The 23,735-nt window shown below is 37.0% G+C and carries 23 protein-coding genes; 8 read left to right on the forward strand and 15 right to left on the reverse strand.

The window, feature by feature from the left end:
- The first annotated feature begins 213 nt into the window (after positions 1 to 213).
- Both VUJ46_RS08540 and VUJ46_RS08545 read left to right on the forward strand, forming a co-directional pair.
- Positions 214 to 705 carry a DoxX family protein gene (locus tag VUJ46_RS08540; RefSeq protein ID WP_326984564.1) on the forward strand — a complete coding sequence of 164 codons (492 nt, stop codon included), beginning with the start codon at positions 214 to 216 and terminating at the stop codon, positions 703 to 705.
- Positions 706 to 821: 116 nt separating this feature from the next.
- Positions 822 to 1,199 (forward strand): DoxX family protein, encoded by a 378-nt coding sequence (locus tag VUJ46_RS08545; RefSeq protein ID WP_326984565.1) that lies wholly within the window; start codon positions 822 to 824, stop codon positions 1,197 to 1,199.
- Positions 1,200 to 1,263: 64 nt separating this feature from the next.
- Here VUJ46_RS08545 and VUJ46_RS08550 read toward each other — a convergent pair whose 3' ends face one another.
- On the reverse strand, positions 1,264 to 4,005 hold the full coding sequence (locus VUJ46_RS08550; RefSeq protein WP_326984566.1) for a fibronectin type III domain-containing protein: 2,742 nt from the start codon (positions 4,003 to 4,005) through the stop codon (positions 1,264 to 1,266).
- 285 nt (positions 4,006 to 4,290) lie between these two features.
- On the opposite strand from VUJ46_RS08550, the gene rplS reads away from it, so the two are divergent.
- The 3 genes from rplS to VUJ46_RS08565 all read left to right on the forward strand — a co-directional run bounded on the left by rplS (position 4,291) and on the right by VUJ46_RS08565 (position 7,247).
- Positions 4,291 to 4,647 (forward strand): 50S ribosomal protein L19, encoded by a 357-nt coding sequence (gene rplS, locus VUJ46_RS08555; RefSeq protein ID WP_034709455.1) that lies wholly within the window; start codon positions 4,291 to 4,293, stop codon positions 4,645 to 4,647.
- Between the two features lie 853 nt (positions 4,648 to 5,500).
- A complete protein-coding gene (locus VUJ46_RS08560; protein ID WP_326984567.1) occupies positions 5,501 to 5,938 on the forward strand; it encodes a DUF6526 family protein in 438 nt (145 codons plus the stop codon).
- A 205-nt stretch (positions 5,939 to 6,143) separates the two neighbouring features.
- Entirely contained in the window at positions 6,144 to 7,247 is a 1,104-nt protein-coding gene (locus tag VUJ46_RS08565) for a DNA topoisomerase IB (RefSeq protein WP_326984568.1), read from the forward strand.
- 85 nt (positions 7,248 to 7,332) lie between these two features.
- On the opposite strand, the gene VUJ46_RS08570 is transcribed toward VUJ46_RS08565, so the two are convergent.
- From VUJ46_RS08570 to VUJ46_RS08630, 13 genes are all read right to left on the reverse strand, one after another.
- Positions 7,333 to 8,220, reverse strand: a complete 888-nt coding sequence (locus tag VUJ46_RS08570) for a helix-turn-helix domain-containing protein (protein ID WP_326984569.1) — start codon at positions 8,218 to 8,220, stop codon at positions 7,333 to 7,335.
- A 320-nt stretch (positions 8,221 to 8,540) separates the two neighbouring features.
- Positions 8,541 to 10,787: a TonB-dependent receptor gene (locus VUJ46_RS08575; RefSeq protein ID WP_326984570.1), complete on the reverse strand. Its 2,247-nt coding sequence runs from the start codon at positions 10,785 to 10,787 to the stop codon at positions 8,541 to 8,543.
- Positions 10,788 to 11,454: 667 nt separating this feature from the next.
- Entirely contained in the window at positions 11,455 to 12,336 is an 882-nt protein-coding gene (locus VUJ46_RS08580) for an urea transporter (protein ID WP_326984571.1), read from the reverse strand.
- A 128-nt stretch (positions 12,337 to 12,464) separates the two neighbouring features.
- Complete coding sequence (locus tag VUJ46_RS08585; RefSeq protein ID WP_326984572.1) at positions 12,465 to 13,166, reverse strand: hypothetical protein; 702 nt, start codon at positions 13,164 to 13,166, stop codon at positions 12,465 to 12,467.
- Between the two features lie 114 nt (positions 13,167 to 13,280).
- Positions 13,281 to 14,069 (reverse strand): urease accessory protein UreD, encoded by a 789-nt coding sequence (locus tag VUJ46_RS08590; RefSeq protein ID WP_326984573.1) that lies wholly within the window; start codon positions 14,067 to 14,069, stop codon positions 13,281 to 13,283.
- Positions 14,070 to 14,708 (reverse strand): urease accessory protein UreG, encoded by a 639-nt coding sequence (ureG, locus tag VUJ46_RS08595; RefSeq protein ID WP_326984574.1) that lies wholly within the window; start codon positions 14,706 to 14,708, stop codon positions 14,070 to 14,072.
- Positions 14,709 to 15,003: 295 nt separating this feature from the next.
- The gene (locus VUJ46_RS08600) at positions 15,004 to 15,693 is read right to left on the reverse strand and encodes an urease accessory protein UreF (RefSeq protein WP_326985085.1); all 690 of its coding nucleotides are present in this window, start codon (positions 15,691 to 15,693) and stop codon (positions 15,004 to 15,006) included.
- Between the two features lies 1 nt (position 15,694).
- The gene (ureE, locus tag VUJ46_RS08605) at positions 15,695 to 16,204 is read right to left on the reverse strand and encodes an urease accessory protein UreE (protein ID WP_326984575.1); all 510 of its coding nucleotides are present in this window, start codon (positions 16,202 to 16,204) and stop codon (positions 15,695 to 15,697) included.
- 1 nt (position 16,205) lies between these two features.
- On the reverse strand, positions 16,206 to 16,841 hold the full coding sequence (locus VUJ46_RS08610) for a hypothetical protein (protein WP_326984576.1): 636 nt from the start codon (positions 16,839 to 16,841) through the stop codon (positions 16,206 to 16,208).
- 83 nt (positions 16,842 to 16,924) lie between these two features.
- On the reverse strand, positions 16,925 to 18,646 hold the full coding sequence (gene ureC, locus VUJ46_RS08615; protein ID WP_326984577.1) for an urease subunit alpha: 1,722 nt from the start codon (positions 18,644 to 18,646) through the stop codon (positions 16,925 to 16,927).
- A gap of 2 nt (positions 18,647 to 18,648) precedes the next feature.
- A complete protein-coding gene (ureB, locus tag VUJ46_RS08620; protein WP_326984578.1) occupies positions 18,649 to 19,017 on the reverse strand; it encodes an urease subunit beta in 369 nt (122 codons plus the stop codon).
- 13 nt (positions 19,018 to 19,030) lie between these two features.
- The gene (ureA, locus tag VUJ46_RS08625) at positions 19,031 to 19,333 is read right to left on the reverse strand and encodes an urease subunit gamma (RefSeq protein ID WP_326984579.1); all 303 of its coding nucleotides are present in this window, start codon (positions 19,331 to 19,333) and stop codon (positions 19,031 to 19,033) included.
- A gap of 155 nt (positions 19,334 to 19,488) precedes the next feature.
- On the reverse strand, positions 19,489 to 19,851 hold the full coding sequence (locus VUJ46_RS08630) for a hypothetical protein (RefSeq protein ID WP_326984580.1): 363 nt from the start codon (positions 19,849 to 19,851) through the stop codon (positions 19,489 to 19,491).
- A 407-nt stretch (positions 19,852 to 20,258) separates the two neighbouring features.
- Between VUJ46_RS08630 and pruA the strand changes: the two genes are divergently transcribed.
- The 3 genes from pruA to VUJ46_RS08645 all read left to right on the forward strand — a co-directional run bounded on the left by pruA (position 20,259) and on the right by VUJ46_RS08645 (position 22,711).
- Entirely contained in the window at positions 20,259 to 21,884 is a 1,626-nt protein-coding gene (pruA, locus tag VUJ46_RS08635; protein ID WP_326984581.1) for an L-glutamate gamma-semialdehyde dehydrogenase, read from the forward strand.
- A gap of 234 nt (positions 21,885 to 22,118) precedes the next feature.
- On the forward strand, positions 22,119 to 22,310 hold the full coding sequence (locus tag VUJ46_RS08640) for a cytochrome C551 (protein WP_326984582.1): 192 nt from the start codon (positions 22,119 to 22,121) through the stop codon (positions 22,308 to 22,310).
- 203 nt (positions 22,311 to 22,513) lie between these two features.
- Positions 22,514 to 22,711, forward strand: coding sequence for a hypothetical protein (locus VUJ46_RS08645; RefSeq protein ID WP_326984583.1), 198 nt, complete (start codon positions 22,514 to 22,516; stop codon positions 22,709 to 22,711).
- Positions 22,712 to 22,818: 107 nt separating this feature from the next.
- Here VUJ46_RS08645 and VUJ46_RS08650 read toward each other — a convergent pair whose 3' ends face one another.
- Positions 22,819 to 23,712, reverse strand: coding sequence for a hypothetical protein (locus VUJ46_RS08650; RefSeq protein ID WP_326984584.1), 894 nt, complete (start codon positions 23,710 to 23,712; stop codon positions 22,819 to 22,821).
- Positions 23,713 to 23,735: the final 23 nt, after the last annotated feature.

Below are 23,735 nucleotides of genomic sequence, written 5' to 3' on the forward strand. Positions count from 1 at the left end.
AGGCATGATGGAGCTATACAACTCAGGCCGTAAGTCGTTTGCTCATTAAAAATGCCAGATCAGTAAATCACGAATGTATAAGTTTGTGCCAGATCTCTGTATTTTTTGGTGATTATCATCTAACTTTTTATACATTTGGTAATCATAGATCATGCTCCCTCCTCCCTTGGGCATAGAGAGCATAAAAATTAACCCTCATTAATTAATAAACAAATGAAACAGGAAAATTTCAACAAAATCGGAGATGCATTTTATGTACTCTGCAGACTATCCATTGGTCTCTTCTTCTTTCTTACCGGATTTAACAAACTCTTTCACCCGGTATTTCAGGGATACATGTTAAAGACAATAACCAGTTTGGGATTCAGCAATCCACAGTTCATGGCTCATTTTGTTGCCGCCAACGAAATGGTCTGGGGACTTTTATTACTGATTGGTCTCTTCACGCGATTCAGCTCCTTAGCTCTTATTGTGATTATACTGGTAGCCTTGGTAACCAAAGATATACATACCATCCCTACCGAGCTCATTCCCATAGATCCCAAGATCGGAACACATCCTATTGAAGGCTATACATGGCTGACTTATTTCTTTTATTTGCCGCAGGTTCTCTACCTTATGCTGCTTGGACTGTTTGCACTATATGGATATAAAGCTTTAGGAATAGATCATCTTTTAAAAAAGAAAAAGAATTTATACAAATAAATCAAAAGCGGGAAAAAATTCTCGCTTTTCTTATTTTTAATTGAATTAAATGAAAATATTTTTCGTGGTCTGATTTTGGTTGATTTTGAAAGAATACCATCACAAATATTTACATTATGGAAACGAAAGACATTTCAAGAATTGCTCTTGGAGCATTTTTAATTAGCGCAGGAATCGGTCATTTAACATTCGCAAGAAAAGAATTTCAGGCTCAGGTTCCGGATTGGGTTCCTCTGAAAAAAGACGATACCGTTGTCTATTCCGGATTTGCTGAAATTGCATTGGGAGCAGCGGTAATTCTTACTCCTGAAAAATATAGAAAAACAATGGGACAGGTAGTTGCCGGATTTTTTGCCGCCGTTCTTCCCGGAAATATTGCTCAGTATAAAAACAGAAGAGATTCTTTTGGATTAAATACCGATAACGCAAGATTTGCAAGGCTTTTTATGCAGGCTCCTTTGATTGCCTGGGCGCTGAAATCGACTGATAAATAATATAAAATCGGGAAAATTAACAACTTTCCCGATTTTTATTTTGAAAATATTTAAAGTGAAAATTTTACTGAATAATCAATTTTAAAGTAAATAATTTTCTTGAATGAACTTTCACGAAATAAACACCTTTCGGAAGGTTTTCATTTACCAAAGAAAATCGTTGATTCTGCACATTTTCAGACTTATATAGAAGAGCTCCGTTAGCAGAAAGTAGTTCTATCTTTTCAATTGGATAATCACTTTTTATAAATGTTGGCTGTCCCGGTTTTGTCGGATTTGGATATAAAACAACCGCTTTTTCATTAGGATTTTTTGTTTCATCCGTTCCTAAAGTTGCTTCCTGTACCTGAAACTGAACTCGATTTGAAACCTCAGTATAAGAATCATTGGTGAACATTACCATATAATAATTTCCGGGAGTTGTAGGCAATGCTGTTCCGTTGATATTTTTCGTTCCCTGAGCAATTCCGTCAAAATAAGTGTAAGACACAAAATTATCATCCGGCGTTTGAATATTTTGAGGATAAATTCCTAACCAATCTTTGATAATTCCTGGAGAATCCGTCCAAGAAGCGGTAATATTTTCACCTAATGTATACACCGGTTTGTTTGTCCAAAGTTCCGTAACAATGTCACCAACTTTAAAGAAAACCTTCTCTCCTACTGTCGTGTAGCCATCTTCAAGAAAATACTGAGCATAATAATAGCCTTTCGGAAGCCCTGTAAAATTCAATGTTCCTGAAGCTGTTGTTACATAACTCCACTTTATAGAAGGTGTCGGGCCGGGAACCTGTCCCATTTTGTAAATTCCGATCCAGTCTTTGGTTAAATTCGGACCGTTGTTAAAATTCACAATTACGTTTCCGCCGACAGGATAAGTATCTGCAGAAGTATTCAGCACCACTTTTGGTCCTACATAAAAGTTCTTTCTGGCTGTAATTTCGGTGTAACCGTTGTTCGCAAAAAATCCTGCAAAATACTGACCTTTAGCTGAAATTCCATTTGGGAAAGTAGTTGTTCCGGCAGTTTGTCCGTTGGTATAAAGATAAGTTTGTGATGTTACCGAAGCTGGATTCTGACCTTTTTTATAAATTCCGATCCAATCCTGCTGATTTCCGGGACCGTCTGTAAATGTGGCAACAATCGGTTCATTTTGAGTATATTCTGTTTTGCTTAAATTGAAAGTAGGATTGGAAACCACACTTCCCGTTACTTCAAATTGTTTTGCATCACTCCAATCGCTCCATTCTAAATTTCTGTCTCTGTAACGAACTTTCACATAATAAACTCCGTTTGTGATTGAGTTGGAAGCAATCGTAGCTTTGGTAATATCAATTCCGGCATTTAGATTTTTAGTAATATCGGGCGTACCATTACCATCTTTTCCGAACCAGTTTTCGTAATCTCTGTAAAATTCTTTTTCAACAACTGAAAAATCAGCAGCTTTACTGATTAAAAACTGTGTAGTATTTAATAATTCTGAATTTGTTGTGGTAAAAGTGCTTCCATTTAAGGTTAAAGGTAATGTAATCGGAGCTGAAAAAGTATTTGTAATGGAAGGTTTCGCTGGTTTTGGCTGATTTTTATATCGATGAAAAGTATCAACCAATTCATTATATTTTTTATGATAAACACCACCAATAGAATAGCTTTCAATATCAACTTTTCCCGTGTTTACATCTACTTCAACGATTTGGTACGTCCAATCCGTCAGTGTTTTCTGAACATCATCAAAATCCTGCTCATTAGACATTCCCCAATATTGATCCCACGCAACTCCACCGGAAATAATCTGGTAATTCGGAGAATCTTTCAACTGACCTCTGTGATATAAATGGTGATGCGCCCCAACGTGCATTAAATATTTATTAGAAGTCGTTAACAGAGGAACCGCCGTATTCCTTACCCACGTTGAGATATCCCCTACATATTGTTCCGCCTGATAAGGTCTGTGGCTTAAAGAAATGATCCAGTCTACCGTAGGATCGTTGTTTGCTTCATTCAAAATTTGCTGAAGCCAGGTTTGTTGAGCCGAACCTGTATGTTCTGAACTTAAACTTACAAATAAAACATTTCCAGCCTGTTGAGCATAATAATTCTCATTTCCTGAAGAAATATTTTTGTATTTAATTTCATCAATATAAAAATGAGCATAGTAAGAGTTCATTCCTAAAGTACCATACGTTTCATGATTCCCCACCGTTGTCTGGATCGGAAGATAAGGTGAAAGTTTAATATTCTTTTTAAAGTGAACATTTTCATAATGATCCAATGTTCCCACATCTACCTGATCTCCAACCATAAACGTTAGTGCAATATTATCAGAAGGATCAGAATCTACCCCGAATTTTTCCTTTAATTTTTTATAAGCATTCAATGTTAAAGTATCATATCTTGGCTCCGCCTTGATTTGATTATCTCCCATGATCAGAAAACGGATTTTTCCATCAGCCGTCACTGGCTGTCCGGGCAAAGGAAGCGTTCTGAAATTATAAACTGCAGATTCACTGGTTCCTGTTTTTATTTTATAGTAATATTTTGTGTTGGGCTGAAGATTGGTAACTTTTGCCGTGTGGTAATAATAATTGTTATTGTACCCTGTATCTGAAAAAATGTTGGTAGTTCCCGTTACCGTAACGTTCAGATTATTAGCAGAAGTTCCGTAGGTAACCGTAGTTTCATTATTTGAAGAAGTCTTCCAGTTCACGATCATGGAATTCGGTGTGGGATTTTGTAAATAAGGATACAAAACCTGCCCAAATGCCATCTGGACGGCAAAAAAGAAAAAGAAGAAATAGTGTTTCATAAAAATTTCAGTTTAAATGTGTGTAAAGTTTTTAAATCATTTATTTTTAAATGATTAGAGCTGATTTTATTTTCGGGCAAAAGTAGAACTCTCATGTAAACTTTATCTGATGGGAACTTCAAGGAAGTGTTAATTTTTCCACTGAAAATCAGTATGAAATTTTATAAGATTTAATAATAATTTGTTTGGAATATTCAAAAAATGTTGTGTATATTTGCAACCTGTTATTCAACCTCTGACGAAGTCCGTGTAAGTTGCTTAGCTTAAACATTTTATTTATTAATAATGGATTTATTAAAGTACGTACAAGACAAGTACATTACAAAAAAAGAATTCCCTGAATTCAAAGCTGGTGATACCATCACTGTGTATTACGAGATTAAAGAAGGTCAAAAAACAAGAACTCAGTTCTTCAAAGGTACTGTTATCCAATTGAGAGGTACTGGATCTACAAAAACTTTCACCATCAGAAAAATGTCTGGTGATGTAGGTGTAGAAAGAGTATTCCCAATCAACATGCCGGCTCTTCAGAAAATTGAAGTTGACAGAAGAGGTAGAGTTAGAAGATCTAGAATTTACTACTTCAGAGACCTTAGAGGTAAAAAAGCGAGAATTAAAGACGCTGCTTACAAGAAGAAATAATTCAGACAACAATACATACAAAAAGAGACTGCTAATTTTTAGTGGTCTCTTTTTATTTTAATTATTCATAGAATTGAATGGTGAATTCTACGGGATCAAATGGATCAAGCGCAAAAATTGGGGACTAAGCAAAAAGTTTAACTCATCAGAACGTTTTTTGTTACTCTCGCAGATTTTGCAAATGATGCAGATTTTTTCCTTACACTTTACATATTGAACACTAAGTTCTCCAAGGTTTTTGACAACTACTAATCGTTGACAGGCTTACCAGGCCATTCTACTTATCAGAGATCACTAAGATTAAACAAAAAAATATCAGCAGCATCATCTGTGAGAATCCGTATATCTGTGGGAAATAAAAATATAGGTGTATTCGTGGCAAAAAAGACACTTCAACAATTTCTCCCCAAGTTTTGAAACTGATCCGATCAAATACAAAAGTTGGGGACTAAGTAAAAAGGTTAAAGAATCAGAGTTGAAATTTTATATTAATTTTTCACTCTCGCAGATTTTACAGATGACGCAGATTGATTTTTCTTACACTGGAAATATTGAACACTAAGTCCACTAAGTTTTTTGACACTTTAGTTATTTAAGCTTAAAATGAAACTCCATAGAAGTACAATTAAGTTTTTGAAAATCTTTTATTTTCTATTGATGAGTTCTAAATATGGGAAATCTGAGCGATCTGCTGGAAATAAGAAGGAAAATAACTAAATAAATATAATTCCGGCACAGAAATAAGATTAAAAATTTTAATTATTTAGAATTAAAAACAACAATTACATACCACAAATTGGAATTATTATTAAATATTTAACATTTTGGAAAGGTTCTTGCTTATATACTCATTATGGAAAGTCAGAATTACAAAAATCACAGGAAATTTTACCCTCCGCATCATTTCATTTATCTTCCATTATTAATTCTGCTGGAAGTTTTTGGGGTCTATAAGATTTTTAATGATTTAGCTCATCAGCTGGTATGGATTCTTTTTTCTGTTATTATTTTTCTGATTTTCTATCTGGCAATTATGCTGAGGCAGCATTATGCATTGGGACTTCAAAACCGAATGGTAAGACTTGAATTTAAGCAAAGATATTTTGAAATTTTCGGTCTGAGGTCTGATGAAGTGGAAGAAAAACTGACATTTGGACAAATTGCCGCGTTGAGGTTCGCCTATGACGATGAGTTTAAGGAACTTCTGTATAAGGCTCTGCATGAAAATATCTCCGGCGACCAGATCAAAAGATCCATTCAAAAATGGCGCCCGGATAACCACAGAATTTAAAATAATAAACACCAAAAAATAAAGTATTATGAAAAAATGGAGCTTATACAGTATGACAATATTATGTTTGTTAACATTAACAAGTTGTGAAGCAGTAGAGACAATCTTCAAGGCCGGAATGTGGTGGGGAATCATATTAGTAGTTGGCGTAATAGGCATCATTGCATGGCTATTTTCAAGGGGTAGGAACTCTTAACCAAATCTTATGGAAAATTCAGACTTAGAACTCATCACCCATCTGAAACCTTCTAAGATTGTCAAAATTATGAAAGATCCGGTAGCATCTGCAAAGGCGGTACATCTTATTTATACCACCGATGCAGAGACAGCCGGTATCACCCGGAAAAAAGCCGGAAAAAAGTACTCTTACTACAGAGACGGCGAAAAAATCAAAGACAAAGAAGAAATTACACGCATCAACAAACTGGTAATACCACCAGCTTGGGAAAATGTATGGATCTGCGCTTTGGATAACGGGCATCTTCAGGCAACAGGTTTTGATGTAAAACACAGAAAACAATACCGCTATCACCCGCTTTGGAGTGCCTTGCGAAATCACACCAAGTTTTACCGAATGCTTCAGTTTGGCTATGCTTTACCTGAGATCCGACTTCAGGTGGAGAAAGATTTAGCCATCAGAAATTTTGAGAAAAGAAAAATTCTTGCATTGATCGTAAGTTTGATGCAGCGAACCAATATCCGAATCGGAAATAATGCGTACGAAAAACTGTATGGCTCTTTTGGTTTAACAACTTTAAAGGATAAACACGTTCAAATAAAAGGACAAAAAATTACTTTTCATTTTAAAGGAAAAAAAGGTGTTATGCACGATATTGATCTTAAAAGTAAACGACTTTCGAGATTGATTCAAAAATGCAAGGATATTCCGGGGAAAGAACTTTTTCAGTTTATTGATGAAGATGGAAACCGACATTCGGTAGATTCTGGAATGGTGAATGATTATATTAAAGAAATCAGCGGTGAAGATTTTACAGCAAAGGATTTCAGAACATGGTCTGGAACTGTGAGTGCGCTAATTGCTTTTAAAGAAATTGGTTATGCTGAAACGCATACCGAATACAAGAAAAAGGTAAAAGAAGCGTTGGAAATGGTCGCCGGACATTTGGGAAATACGAGCACGGTTTGCCGAAAATATTATGTACATCCTTTAGTCATCAATCTTTACGAAAATAATTCCATCAAAAAATATCTTGATGAATTGGAACAGATTGAGGAAAATGACGGAAAAGCAGATTTGACACAAGAGGAAAAACTTGTGCTGAAGATCTTGGAAAACGAGAAGATGTAGGATTTTATGTTTGAGAATTATAGTGTTTTAGAGTTATTTGAGTTTTTACATTTTCAAATTGACTCATTCTCAAATTTTCAAATTACTACACCTGAATTCTCTTTTTCAAAAACTGAGTTCGATATTCTTTAGGCGTAATTCCTGCAATCTTTTTAAACAGTTGGGTAAAATGTGACGCGGTATGAAAATTCAGTTCATACGCTATTTCGGCAATGTCTTTACTTGAATGAAGCAGCGCTTTGCTGTAATTGATATCAATTTCGTTAATCCATTGTTTTGGAGATTTTTGCGTTACATTTTTCACACATTTATTCAGATAACTTTCGGTTACGGATAGTTTATCGGCATAAAAAGCGACACGTTTTTCGCAGACATGATATTTAAATAGTAAATCCCTGAACTGCAAGGATAATTCCATCGGACGAGTCGCTGATTTATGGTGAGAATCTGAATCGGTATTGAGCATTTTAACCAAAATTAAATGCAACATGGTAATCACCACATCATTGATGTTTAGGCTATTTAACCATAATTCCTGTTCTAAAATCGGTAACAGTTGAGTGATTGTTCCGTACGTTAAACTATCCAGTTTCAGAAATGGAGTCATGAAGAAAATACTCGTCTTATGTTTCGGAAGTTCCTGTTCAGACAAAATATTATTTTCATAGGCTAAAAAGAAACCTTCAATATCATCTGAAAGTTCAATCGTTGCGGTAATTGTTCCTTGTTTAATGAAAATAACTCCACCTTTTTCCGCATGATATTCTTCATTTTCAAGATATTGCTTGACATGACCATTCGTCACGAAAATAATGAAATTAAACGTCGTACGATACGGAATCACAGGCATCAGAATACCTTTGAGATAATTTTCCAACCGATAAAGCTGGATATCCGCATTATTGGCTAAGATCTTTTCCGTGATATTGGGAAGGAAAAGTTTTTTGTACTGAAAATTGGATAATACTTCCATATCCGATGTTATAATGATTAAAGTTAGACATTTTTTTTGAGCAGAGTTTTTGGAGTTGGAGAGTTTTTTGAGTTGGAGAGTTTTAGGGTCTTAGGGTTATAGGGTTATAGAGTCTTAGGGTTATAGAGTCTTAGGGTTATAGAGTTGGTGAGTTGGTGAGTTGGTTAATCGCTAAGGCCCTAAGATTTTTTATATTTCTTTGATTTTTAAGACGCAAGGATTTTATCTGTGATAAAATTTTATACTCCTAAATCACTCTAACTCTAAAACCCTCAAACGCTCAAATTCTACTACTCAAAAAACTCTCCGACACTCAAATCCTAAAACTTATAATACACTCCGAATCTCACTCCAAAAGGGCTTCCCGGTGTATATGTAAGATCGGTGATTGGTGATGCTTCGCCTTTCAGTTGAGTTTCTGTGGCGAATTGTGCTTCATTCCAATTTACATTGAAAAGGTTGTTGACCTGAATGTTTGCGCCCCATGTTTTACGGTTGTAAGAAAGCATTAAATCATTTACAAAATAGGATTTTGTTTTGATACTGTTATCTTCAACAGCCGGTCTTGAACCCAAATAACGGTATTGCAAACCAAGGGAAAAACCATGAAGAAAATCCCAGTTTACAGAGCCTGTACTTGTCACAACCGGAGCCAACGGAACATAATCTTCACCTTTTTGCTCTTCTCTAAATCTTGCATGAGAATAATTAATATCAGCATTCAGATAGAAATTTTCCAGCGGCTGAAAACGGATTCCTAAATCTGCTCCGAAACGTCTCGATTTTCCTGAAGGCTCTACCACAGCATCGTCTCCAACGTAAACAAATTCCTGCTGAAGATCCATATACCATAAAGTTGGTGTGATGATCAACGATTTCAATGGGTGCAATCTTACCCCAAAATCGGCACCAATGGAATATGGAAGCGTGTTTTCATTTTTATTCGGAACTACAACTCTTAAATCGTTTGAGTGAAAGCCCATTCCGGTTTTTAAGAACCACATCACGTTATCATTCTGCGCATACGAGAAGTTCAGTTTTGGGCTCAATCTCGTGGCTTCTTTGGATTGTCCGGAAGGCAATTGTTCAGGATCAAGCAAATTATGCATATTAAAAATAAAATGATCGACTCTCAACGCCGGATTAATCGTCCATTTTCCAACTTTCCAAATCAATCCTGAGAAGGCATGAAGATTGGTTTCCGTTCCGTTGACATCCGCCATTTGATCCAATAATAAATCTCTATGATAAACGTGATTTAATTGTAAGGTTCCGATGTCATCATTTCTGAATCCTACGCCTGAAATCCAGTTTAAAGAGCTATTAGCCAACGAAAAATTTTTCGTGTATTTCACCTCAGCACCGTAAATATTTCTTCCGTCCGTTTGCTGGATTTCATCCCCGTGATCTTTATCTTTTAAATAAAAAGTAAAATCCGAATACAGATTAAAATTATACTTAGAATAAAACGCCATTGCATCGATTTGTTCTGAAGATGAAATAATATGCTTAAAATTCATCTGAACATTGCTTCTTGAGGTTTTTCCGCCTTCCGTTGGATCTATACTTCCCCATCTTCCGATAATTCCTTCATCCACGGCACGTTCCGGAATCTGTCCTGAAGCATTCCATGAAGAATTAAAGGTTGAAAACTGAATATTAAAATAGTCGTTATCTGTAATCCATTGATTATATTTTCCGAAAATATTAATTCGGTTAAAATTTTGTTTTACATCAAACGGACCGTCCGTATAATTGTATTCTGCGGCTAAATAAGCATTTTTTCTACCTGTTTCATCGTGCAGAATATTGAACATTCCTAAAATTCTTTTTGAATTGAATGAACCTCCTTCCAGCTTTATTATACTGTTATTCAATCGGTCATAGGTCTTGAAATCAACATAACCCGCCGTATTGAAATCTCCCCGATCCATATAATACGCTCCCTTTCCGAAATCAATATTATTGACCGTTTCTGGAATCACAAAGTGCAGATCAGAATATCCCTGCCCGTGTGCGTGAGACACGATGTTTACAGGCATTCCGTCAACATTTACGCTTACATCTGTTCCGTGGTCGGCATCAAAACCTCTTAAAAAAAGCTGTTCCGCTTTTCCTCCACCTGCATGTTGTGCGATGAATAATCCGGGAACTTTTCTTAAAAGATCCTGAGCAGAATTTACCGGAAATTTATTTAAATCAACCTTTGTAATCGCCGTTAAAAACGAATTGTGATTAATAGAAACTTCAAAAATCTGGAAAGGTTTGTGCTGTAAAAACACCACTTTATTTTTATCCTCTTCATTCGTGATCGGAAGTTTTACCTCATCATATCCTTTATGGCTGATCACCAAAGTATCTGGAAGAGATTTTACCGAAAACGTAAGCGAACCGTCCGTTCCGGAATGAGTATGGCTGTTTCCGTTGTCGTATTTGATCAACGCATCGGAAATTGGAAATTTGTCATCTGCATCTTTTATCAGCAGCTGTTTTTCTGTTTCCTGCGCGAAAATTTTTCCGTGAAAGGTAAGTGCCAGAAATACGGCTGCTATTTTAGTAATTTTCATTTTTTAAAGTTTAAATTTTCTGTAAAGTTTACAGTGTTTTTTATGATCTTATTTTTTGTTTTAATCGCAAAGGCGCTAAGATTTTTTGCATTTCTTCCGTTTTTTAAGGCGCAAGGATTTTATCTGCGATAAAATTTAGCACTACACAATTTTCTAAGAATGAGTGATCCGCGATAATTAATTGTGAAATTTGTGCAAAATATTAGTGTCATTAGTGTTTAACAAACAATTTTTGGATTAAAAGTGTAAAGTTTACAGCGTATCTTATTTTATGATCTGATTTTTTGTTTTAATCGCAAAGGCGCTAAGATTTTTTATATTTCTTTCGTTTTTAAGGCGCAAGGATTTTATCTGCGATAAAATTTAGCACTACATAATTTTCTAAGAATGAGTGATCCGCGATAATTAATTGTGAAATTTGTGCAAAATATTTGTGTCATTAGTGTTTAACAAACAATTTTTGGATTAAAAGTGTAAAGTTTACAGCGTATCTTATTTTATGATCTGATTTTTTGTTTTAATCGCAAAGGCGCTAAGATTTTTTATATTTCTTTCGTTTTTAAGGCGCAAGGATTTTATCTGCGATAAAATTTAGCACTACGCAATTTTCTAAGAATGAGTGATTTGCGATAATTAATTGTGAAATTTGTGCAAAATATTTGTGTCATTAGTGTTTAACAAACAATTTTTGGATTAAAAGCGTAATCCAGGTTCCTACCACGAAAGGGAAAGTCAATACACCTCCGACAATATCCAGAACATTATTATCCACTAGAAAGTCGTCGATGGCAACCGTTATTACAACAGCAACCAATACCCAGATTCCGTCTTTCTTTTTGAATCCGGAAAAAGTAATGGCCGAAAGAACCGCATTGAAACCAAACAATCCCATGTGAATTTTATCAATCGATTCACCGTTTATATGCGAAAGATATGCACCTAAGACAGAACCTGCAAAACCATATAATGCGGCAGCCGGAGAATTGATGAATACGGCAAGAAAAAAGATAATTCCTGAAAGAACTCCACCCTGGAAAATTACTTCTCCAAAACCGTTGGTGCAAGTCAGAAAGTCATCATAATCTACATTTCCGGCCGGAGCTGCAAGCATATCTGAAGGCGGAATCTGCGTAAAATGATGCAATACAAAAATGCAAACCCACGTCACAATAATAAACGGAAATGTAAACACCGGAATTTTTCTTTTAATAAAAAAATGCTGAATGACGCTCGCCAAAGCACTTCCGATAATGATCAGAATCCAGATTAAAATCGTAGCCTGAAAAACAAAAGCCAACGCAACCCCAACCAATGCCGCACTGAAACCATACAAACCGGCATCTATTTCAGCTTTATCATATTTTAGCTTCATAGCGGTGAAAGTTCCGACTGCTGTTGAAAGTAAAACTGCTACTCCACCCTGCCAACTTCCAAGAAAAATCCCGATAATGAATAAAAGACCTGTCCATCGGTTTTCCTGAAGCATGATCTGCCCGACACCTTTTAAAACGTTATCTATAAAAGGGAATTTTTGAAAAAATTTATCCATAGTTTTATTTGTTCAATGTTTAAAATTTAATGTTCAATGTTTTGGTGTAGAAAAAGAATTGGAAAGCGTTATTTCAAAATCGGTCTTCATTCACTTCCGGCCTCTGACTTCTCTCCTCCTTTCTCAATCTACCATCCTAAAAACACCATTCCGATTCCACAAACCGTTACTACCGCTCCACTCACGACGCCCATGTATCGTTCTAATTTGTCGGTATTGAATAACGTTGAATATCCGTAACGTCCTAATAAAACCATTCCGAGCATCGTTAAAACTGTGGTTGTAGTAAATGAAGTCACCAATACCAAAATCTCTGAAGTAGAATGTTTTACCCCTGAATAAAATAACAGTGGAATTAACGGTTCGCTTGGTCCCATCACGAAAATCATGAAAAGAACAAGCGGCGTTACTTTGATTCTTTTTTGAGGCATCACCATTTCTGTGTGGTTGTGTTCATAAACGTACACATCGTCGCCCATGACATCGAAATGCTTGTGAGGTTTATTTCTGATCGCCTGAATTAATCCGTAAATCAGATAAATTCCACCAAAAGCCAGTAATGCCCAACCTGAAAAATTTCCTCTCAAATCCTGAAACCATGAAATTTTATTCAATTGCCATCCTAGAAACACTCCGACGAAACCGAGAATTAGTGAACTGAAAACGTGTCCGAATCCACAAACTACGGTAAGAATCGCGGTTTTCATGCCGCTCCATTTTTTTGATTTTGAAATCACAATGAAGGGTAAATAATGATCGGGACCCGATGCGGTGTGTATAAATGCTATTGAAACGGCACTGATTAATAGCGCCCAAACTGTACTGTCCATTTAATTTATTTTAAGTTTTGGCTAAAGCCAATCTTGAATTTTTTAAATTTTGATAAATGGGCTAAAGCCCATTCCTATTGAATAGATTCACAGAATTAATCGTGAACATATTTTTTAATTCAAATCCCAAAGGATCTCCTGAACGTGCAGGAAAAAATTATACATCACCTCACCGCCATGTCCCAAAGCTCTTACAACAAATCCGCTTTCCTCCATCGCTGAAACACCGACTTCCATTTCTTCTTTAAACTGTTCTGCGGATTGAACGATGGTTTCAATCAAATGATCTTTTTCCACATCAGATTTTGTACTGTAAAAAATCAATGTTCCCTGATGCGTGTATCCTTCGAGGTTTCCGATGCTGTTGATAGGAATTAAATCCGGTTGAATCAAGACATTATCTTTAACGATCAATTTATTTTCGTGATAAATTTCCATCAGATTCTGGAAACGTTTTAATTTAAAAACTTCTCCATAATGCTTTCTCCCGCAGGTAATGATTTCGCTGATGATAATCTGACTGTTTTTCCCAATGTGAATTTTAGCATGACTTTTAAAATTCGAATCTTCATGCGGAACAATGGGATGCGGAACGTAAGCAAAAGACGTTTCATCTTCCATCAACACATTCAGTTCCTGAACGGCTTTATCTTTCATATTGAACAATCTCTGATACGACTGCGACTGCAATTGCAGCGAAGAACCTTGCTCTAAACTGACATCCAAATGGTAATGGTCTCCATCCAAAATCCCGGGAGAAGAGCTCATCACCATCTGATACAGTTTGTTGTCTTCCTTACGCTGTCCCACAGAAACCACCCGGAACGGAAGTGAAACGTAAAGGTCTTTTACATACGACTTTCCTCCCTTGAATCCTGCAATTATACTTAGACGACTATCCATTTATCTTACCAAATTCGGTTCTTCAATATCTTCTAAAAGAGCATATTTTTTAATCCAGCCGATCACTTTCTCCAGACCTTCTTCGGTTTTCAGATTCGTAAACACGAACGGACTTCCGTTTCTCATTCTTCTCGCATCATTTTCCATCACTTCAAGGCTGGCTCCAACATGTGGCGCAAGGTCGATTTTATTGATAATCAATAAATCTGAACGCGTAATTCCGGGACCTCCTTTTCTTGGAATTTTTTCTCCTTCCGCAACATCAATGATGAAAATCGTAACATCAGCAAGGTCAGGACTGAACGTTGCAGACAGGTTATCACCTCCACTTTCGATCAATACCAATTCGATATCCGGAAAACGTGCCGCCAATTCGTCCACCGCTTCCAAATTCATACTTGCATCTTCACGAATCGCTGTGTGAGGGCAACCTCCCGTTTCTACCCCAATAATTCTATCATGAGGAAGAAGGCTGTTTTTTGCCATAAATTCAGCATCTTCTTTGGTATAAATATCATTGGTAATTACTCCCAAATCATATTTTCCGTACATTTTTCTGCTTAATCTTTCCAATAAAGCTGTTTTTCCAGAACCTACAGGTCCTGCAACCCCTACTTTTATGTATTTTCTATTTTCCATTTTTTAATTTTTTTTGTTTTTAACGCTAAGTGCGCTAAGATTTTTTTGATTTTTGTTATGAATATTTTCGTTCGCAAGGGCGTTCCACTCAGCAATGAAACAGTAAGTTGTTAAAAATTATTCTCAATCATTTTAACTTCCAGCATCCATTTCCTAACTTCCTTTCTTCAACCCTTTTCAAACCACCCCGTCAAAAATTTCTTTGAAATTTTCGCCACCCCTCCAGAGGAGGGGAATTTTTCGGTCTGTTAATTAAATTGACAATGAAGTGAATTGACGATTCGCCATTCACTTTTTATGACATATACAATCGTGAATATAATCTCTCATGTTGCATACATCTGATGTCGAAAGAGGTGTTGCATAATCCTACTAAATCTCTGTCGATTTCGATAGTTTCTGAAACCGTTTTTTCCATGACAGAATACAATGAGAATAAAATATCCTGACCGTCCAGCTGACCGAGTGGAACTAATTTTACCGCATTTGTGATCATTCCGGCAACTGACGTGTAATAAAACCCGAGCAAAGCTTCGTACAAAGGAATATTCATTAAAGCGGCATACATTCCGAACACAATACAGTAATGGGATTTGGCTTCACGATTTTTCACCGCTTTTTCGTATTGCTCTACCAAAGAAAAACTTTCTCTTCTTTTAAAGATTTTGATTAATCTTAATCCTAATTTCTGGCTTGCTCCACGAATTTCTTTTGGACATTTTAAAGCGTTGCATTCATTATCAAGATTTAATAATAATGCTAAATCTCCTTGGTGAGCCGCTTCATAAGCCATTTTCATAAAAGCTCCGTCATTGTATTTCAAATTGTACTGAAGCATATTCTGAACGAATTCTTTTGCCGTCACACGATCATGGACAATTCTCTGCTGAACAAAAGTTTCCAATCCGTTGGAATGCGTGTAACCGCCAATTGGCAACGTAGGATCGGACAAATGCAGCAGTCCTGATAAAAAGTTTAAATTCAAATTATTCATCTTTTGGGGCTGCCATTTTTAAGATTTTAGTAAATATTGTGGAACCTAAACTTCCATGTCCGTGAGGTTCTACGTTCGATTTCAAAAGATTCAGCAGCTTTACAAACTGTCTTTCCGGCTTAAAACCGCTTGCTTCCAGCCATCTGTACATCGGCATTTCGAAAGGCAGCAACACTTTATCCTCCTGAATAAAAAGTGGAATATGCTTATTCCCGATTTCATAGCAAACCGTTCCCATTTCCAGCAAAGAAGCCGGCGACATAAGAATCGCTTCTGTTTCTAAAACGTTGATAGCAATTACCTTTTCATCATCTTCAAAAAGAATATCACCTTCTCTCAAACGCTGACCTTCTCTCAGAAATTTGATGGCAATATCTGTCCCGAATCTTGTTTTTTTACGCTGAATTCTCTTCGTGGTTTCAAACCATTCCAAATCAAGAAAATCTACCGGTTTTGTGGTCGGATTCTGAGCCAGATTGCCTATTGTTTCGTTAATTATCATTTTATTTTGATTTTTTTCTGAAGTCGAAATTTTTAGAAATTCCCACTCCGAATGTTGAACCGCTGATTCCCGCGACATAGCTTTTCGTCCAGCCTTCTTTGGCTTTCGTCTGCAACATCGATAATTCTGCAAATTTGAATTTCAATGCCCAACCGCTGCCTAACAAAATTCCGATCAAAGGATAAGCACGAAGACGATATCCGTTGAAGTTTTCCATAGATTCTGCTGTTGCGGTAACCTGCTGTCCCCAAACATAATGCGCATCGATCTGAGCAATTAAGACAAAGTATTTTCCGAGCATTAATGACGGACTGTACCAGATTCCGGCTTCATTCTGTTTGTAAACAACATTGTGATCGACGGCGTTTTGTGAGTATGCATAATTCACCCCGACAAGGTCATTATTATTGATGAAATAACCCACTCCAATCGGCGCGCTTGAAACCGTACTGCTGCTGCTCGAAGGCGTCGTCACTTTTGAATAATCCAAAGAACCATACACCATAAACTGACCTTTTGGACCTTCCTCATCACTTTTAATTCTCATTCCGCCCAGAAGCTGTCCGTTCATTTTTCCTGAAAACATCGACAAGCCGGCTATTGCAAGGGAAAAAACTGCTTTATTTAATTTTTTCATTTAAATCTTACTTCTGTTGTTATTTATAATTTTCTTTGATAGAAACCTTATAGGTTTTGAAAACCTATAAGGTTTGGTTATTTTTAGAATAAATAATACAGTTGTGTAAGTGGCAGTTTTTCTGCAGGTTCACAAGTGATATATTCACCGTCAACCGTCACTTTATAATTTTCAGGATTCACTTCAATTAATGGAGTTTTATCGTTGTGAATCAAATCTTTTTTAGAAATATTTCTACAGTTTTTCACCGGAAGAATCATTTTTTCCAACTTATATTCGGCAATTGTTCCGTTGTCGATCGAAATCTGAGAAACGAAATTGGCGCAAATTCCATATTTTGCTCTTCCGTGTGCCCCGAACATATTTCTGTAAATAATTGGCTGTGGCGTTGGAATAGAAGCATTCGGATCCCCCATTTTCGCGGCGATTACGAATCCTCCTTTTACAATCATTTCAGGTTTAACTCCGAATAATGCAGGCTTCCAGATCACCAAATCCGCTAATTTTCCTTCTTCAATAGACCCTACATATTCAGAAATTCCGTGAGCGATTGCCGGATTGATCGTATATTTCGCAACATATCTTTTCGTACGGTAGTTGTCGTTATCCGTTCCTTGATCTTCCGCTAAAGCACCTCTCTGATCCTTCATTTTACTTGCCGTCTGCCAGGTTCTCGTAATCACCTCACCCGGTCTTCCCATCGCCTGAGAATCTGAACTCATGATGCTGAAAACACCCATATCGTGAAGAATATCCTCTGCTGCAATGGTTTCCGGACGAATTCTGGAATCTGCAAACGCCACATCTTCAGGAATATTTTTACTTAAATGGTGACAAACCATCAACATATCCAAGTGCTCATCGATCGTATTGACCGTATAAGGACGAGTTGGGTTTGTAGATGCCGGAAGCACGTTCGGGTACATCGCCGCTTTGATGATGTCCGGTGCGTGACCTCCACCCGCTCCTTCCGTGTGGAAAGTGTGGATTACTCTTCCGTTGATCGCTCTCATGGTATCTTCCAAGAAACCTCCTTCATTCAATGTATCGGTGTGAATGGCCACCTGAACATCGTATTTATCAGCCACTTTTAATGCAGCATCAATGGTTGCGGGTGTTGCTCCCCAATCTTCGTGAATTTTTACACCTAAAGCTCCTGCTTCCACCTGTTCTTCAAGCGGTTCTTCTGCTGAACAGTTTCCTTTTCCGAAAAAACCTAAATTCATAGGATATTCTTCAGCCGCTTCCAGCATTTTCTGCATATTGAATTTTCCCGGAGTTACAGTTGTTGCATTGGTTCCGTCATTTGGACCTGTTCCGCCACCGATCATCGTTGTGATTCCGCTGTATAAAGAAGTTTCGATTTGTTGAGGACAGATATAGTGAATGTGAGTGTCAATTCCACCTGCTGTTACAATATATCCTTTTCCGCCGTGAACTTCTGTGGAAGCTCCGATAATCATATTTGGAGTAACTCCATCCATGGTATCAGGATTTCCGGCTTTTCCAATTCCGACGATTTTACCGTCTTTGATTCCGATATCTGCTTTTACAATTCCCCAGTGATCGATGATTACGGCACCTGTGATGCAAAGATCAAGAACACCTTCGCTTCTTTTTGCCGTAACGTTTTGTCCCATCCCGTCACGAACGGTTTTTCCTCCTCCAAAAACAGCTTCATCACCGTAATGAGTGAAATCTTTTTCAATTTCAATGATGATTTCCGTGTCTCCCAGTCTGATTTTATCTCCAGCTGTCGGACCTAATATATTGGCGTATTGTTTTCTGTCTACGTGTAAGCTCATAATTACTGATTTTTAAAGTTTAACTCTTCCACTTTGGCAAGGCTGATTTTTTTCTGATCTTCAGAATCTACCTGTCCGTCTACCAAATTATTGAAGCCCATTGCTTTTTTAGTACCTCCTATTTCTACCAATTCTATTTCTTTTACCTCTCCCGGCTCGAAACGAACGGCTGTACTTGCAACGATATTTAATCTTTTTCCAAACGCCCTTTCTCTGTCGAAGCTCATGGCTTTATTTACTTCAAAAAAGTGGAAATGAGAACCCACCTGAATCGGTCTGTCTCCTGTGTTGGTTACTTTTATTTTTACAGTCTCTCTGCCTTCATTGCAGATAATTGTACCTTCTTTTACGAAAATTTCTCCTGGTATCATATCAATCAAGGTATTAGCGAATTGGATTGTGAACAGTTACAAGCTTAGTACCGTCCGGGAAAGTAGCTTCAATTTGTACGTCGTGGATCATCTCTGGAACGCCCGGCATTACATCGTCTACAGTAAGAAGATTTGCGCCTTCCTGCATAAGATCTGCTACTCTTTTTCCGTCTCTTGCGCCTTCCAGCAAAAAGTGACTGATAAGGGCTATAGATTCAGGATAGTTTAGTTTCAGCCCTCTGGCTTTTCTTTTAAGAGCCAACTCGCCTGCTAAGAACAGCATGAGTTTTTCCGTTTCTCTCGGTGTTAAATGCATAATTTTTTAATATTTAAAATTGAACATACGGTATCCTGTCTGCCTCATCGAAAAGGCAAATTTGAACTCCATGTAAAGTTGAAAAATTGGTAATGAATCTTACAGATCTGTATAGAAATACAAATCAAAAAGAATCGATAAAATAGGTGAATAGATTAGCAGCCCGCGATTTGCAGAGAATGATACAAAATGTATCTCGGAGCCGAAATGTACGTGCGGTTTTGAACGGCTGCCACCGGTTTGTGGAATAATGATTCAGCGAAGAAATAGCTTAACCAAATTTGTCCAAGAATTGAATAATCAAATTTTACTTTTTCGACATCATCCCCATCGGGTGACTCTTGGATTTCGGAAATGCTATATATTTCCGTTTGGCCGTTATTGTCTGATTTCTGTAAAAAATGATTCTTTAAAGAACTGTCAGGGTAAGAGTTGCTATGCCCCTTCTGCGTCAGAAAACTGACACACAAAGTTGCAAAAAACAACACCAATGAAAATAATAAAAATCTTTTTTTCATACCCTTTAAAAGTATGGTGTAAAATTAGAACATTCTGAAAGGGCAGCCTATCAAAAAGATTATTTAAAATGTTCAAAATCGCAACAAATGAATTTTATTGTCAACGTTTTATTAATGACAAACCTTTTAGCATTAAGGATCTATTAATATAAGCAATACTATGACAAGCCCTTGATAAATCTACTCTAAATCAACAATAAAAAGAAGCTATTTTGTATGTTTTAATTGAAATATCAGAAGGAAAACACCCTACTTACTTATATTGTGTGTCTCGAAAAATGATATTTTTTAAACATAAAATATCAATACTATTGTTTTTATATCAAGAAGCTGTATTTTTTCTTTCCTTTAATTATCGTAAATTTGTATACCAACATATTTTTAAAATTAAAATAATAAAACGTAATATGTCAAAAGCAATTTCGCAAGTACCATTTGCAGTAAATGAGCCGGTAAACTCTTATGCACCGGGAACTCCAGAAGTAAAAAGCCTTATCGCTCAATACAAAAAAATGTGGGCTGAGAAGACAGAAATCCCAATGATCATTAACGGTGAAGAAGTAAAAACCGGTGATACGGTTCAGCTTCAGTCGCCTCAGGATCATGCTCATGATTTCGGGTTTTACCACAGAGGAACAATGCAACATGTGGATGATGCCATCAACGCTGCATTGGCTGCAAAAAAAGAATGGAACGAGCTTGGTTGGGAACACCGTGCTGCTATTTTCTTAAAAGCTGCTGATCTATTGGCGGGACCTTACAGAGATGTAATCAACGCAGCTACAATGATCGGACAATCTAAAAACGTTCATCAGGCTGAAATTGATGCTGCTTGTGAGTTCATCGATTTCTTAAGATTCAACGTAGAATTCATGACGGAAATGTATTCCGAACAGCCGGTTTCTGATGCAGGAATCTGGAACAGAGTTGAATACAGACCATTAGAAGGATTCTGTTTTGCGGTAACTCCGTTCAACTTTACAGCGATTTCAGGAAACTTGCCAACTTGTATGGCAATGCTTGGAAACGTAGTGGTTTGGAAACCATCTGACAAGCAAGTATATTCTGCAAAAGTAATCATGGATGTTTTAACTGAAGCGGGTCTTCCAAAAGGGGTAATCAACATGATTTTCACGGATGGAAAAGAAACTGCTGAGAAAGTTTTGGCACACAGAGATTTCGCAGGTCTTCACTTCACAGGTTCTACAAAAGTATTCCAGGGAATGTGGAAAATGATCGGTGATAATATCCACAACTACAGAACGTACCCAAGAATCGTTGGTGAAACTGGTGGAAAAGATTTCGTGATCGCTCACCCTTCAGCAAATGTAGAAGCTGTTGCTACTGCTTTGGTAAGAGGTGCTTTCGAATATCAGGGGCAAAAATGTTCTGCGGCTTCAAGAGCTTATATTCCTCAGTCTCTTTGGGCTGATGTGAAAAAAGTAATGGAAACTCAGATCGCTTCTATTAAAATCGGTTCTCCGGAAGATCCTTCAAACTTCGTAAATGCGGTAATCGACAAAAATTCTTTCGAAAAATGTAAAGGATATATCGACAGAGCAAATGCTTCAAACGAAGCAAACGTTGTGATCGGTGGAAATGTTGATGATTCTAAAGGATGGTTTGTAAACCCAACAGTTATCGAAACGACTAATCCTCAGTACGAAAGTATGGTAGAAGAAATCTTCGGTCCAATCTTATCAATCTACGTTTATGAAGATGCAAAATGGGCTGAAACTCTACAATTGGTAGATTCTTCTTCTCCTTATTCATTAACAGGTTCAGTTTTCGCACAAGACAGATATGCTGTAAATGAGGCATTCAAAGCATTAGAAAATGCGTCTGGAAACTTCTACATCAATGACAAACCTACAGGTGCAGTTGTTGGTCAGCAGCCTTTTGGTGGTGGTAGAGCTTCTGGAACTAATGATAAAGCAGGTTCTAAAATGAACTTACTGAGATGGACTTCTGTAAGATCTATTAAAGAAACTTTTGTTTCTCCTAAAGATTATAAATACCCATATCTTGGTTAATAAGTAATTAGTAATGGGCAATGAGTAATTGTTGTTCGTAAAAATACAGCCTCGGAATTTCGGTTTCGGGGCTTTTTTGTTTTTGGTTGATAGTTGATAGTTGATAGTTGATAGTTGATAGTTGATAGTTGAAAATTAACAAATTTTAAATCACTTTATTAATATTTTAGTAATTCAATCTATCTCTTAGGAATAATAATTGAACATTTACAAAAACACCAAAAAATAAATATTATGAAAAAGTTATTAGCAGTCCTTGGATTAGGAATCATCGCAGTAAGTTGCGGAACAAAGGAATCGTCTATGTCAACAAGTAATACAGACTCAACAACTGTTATACAAAGTGCTCCCGCTACTACAGATTCAGCGGTCATGAGTACGACACCTGACACCATTAAAGCAGATTCTGCAACAACTGTTAAATAATAAAAGTTTAACCTAAAATAGAAAGTCCGTAGATGAAAGTTCTGCGGATTTTTTGGTTTAGGGTTTAGGGTTTAGGGTTTAGGGTTTAGGGTTTAGGGTTTAGGGAAATTACTTTTTACTTTTTACTTTTTACTTTTTACTTTTTACTTTTTACTTTAAATCATTATATTTGATTAATACTAAACATCAAAAATATTTAGACTATGAAAAAATTATGGATAGTTGTCATTGTAGGGCTTTTCTTTTTGGAAAGCTGCGCCGATAAAAAGGAAAACAGAGAAGAGTTTAAGGCAGAACATAATAAAGATTCTATCAGAAATAGCATGGGAGATTCGGCGGTTGCCCATTCAGAACCTATTCCTGCTGACACCGCTAAAAAAGACAGCACAAAAACGAAATAGAAATAAATCCGCAGAAAAAAATCTGCGGATTCTTACTTAAAAAAACTTGACTGAAAAATCGGGCAATCAACCCCGATTGTTGTATAGAAATTTAAATTCTATTAAAATTATTCGCCCAGATAGATAAATGTATTTACAACCAAATACGCAGATCTGTTATCCATGGCATTTCCTGTTCCTCCTGTCGGAATGGTAGCTATTCCCGCCAAAGCATGGGTATGTGCCCCTGAATTGGCCGTATTTCCCAGCATTCCCACTCCACCCCATGATGTTGGTGTTGAATTCCCCTGATAATGCCCTGAGCCATTATTTCCGATACTGGTTCCACCTAATAAAAATCCACCATCTGTGGAGGCATGATTGTGTGTTCCGGCACTTTCTGCAATACCGCTGATAACCCCTGTAAGATTAATATTCGGTAAATTTGAACGGGTAAGAACCAAACTGTTGTTTCCGCCTTCACTTCCAATCATTTCATTTCCACTTCGTGTTTTTAGAACCCTATCTGTTGCATCCGGCAGGATCGAGGTAAATCCTAAGCTCGTTGCTGAGCTTTGCGCCGTTGAGGATAAGGTTGAAACAGACCTTCCGTTGAGCAGATACCACCCATCGTGATCTGTAGTCTGTGCAGAGCTTTTAATATCGCCCCAAGACTGTACATTCAGTTTCTTGGGATCCCCGGAAATCATTTTCTGCCATGATATTCCGTCAAAATAATACAACCCTGCGGCTGTAATATTGATGGTTTTAGCACTTGATGTACTCACCGGAGCTGTTGCAAAAACAATTACTCCTGCCTGTAGGCTTGTATACCTATCATCCCCCATTCTTATCTGGTCTCCAGTAAGCCTGGGAGGTAAAATACCTTCTGCCGTGGACCCGTCAGTTTTTTTAGCCACGACATCTAAGCTCGCCACTGGGTTAGCTGTATTGATTCCGATCTGCGCATAGGCATAGTTCGACAACACAGTCGCCAGGACGATTTTTAAAGTTGTTCTCATCCGTTTAACTTGTTACTAGTTTA

Origin of the sequence: Chryseobacterium sp. MYb264, assembly GCF_035974275.1 — a bacterium.
GTDB lineage: Bacteria > Bacteroidota > Bacteroidia > Flavobacteriales > Weeksellaceae > Chryseobacterium.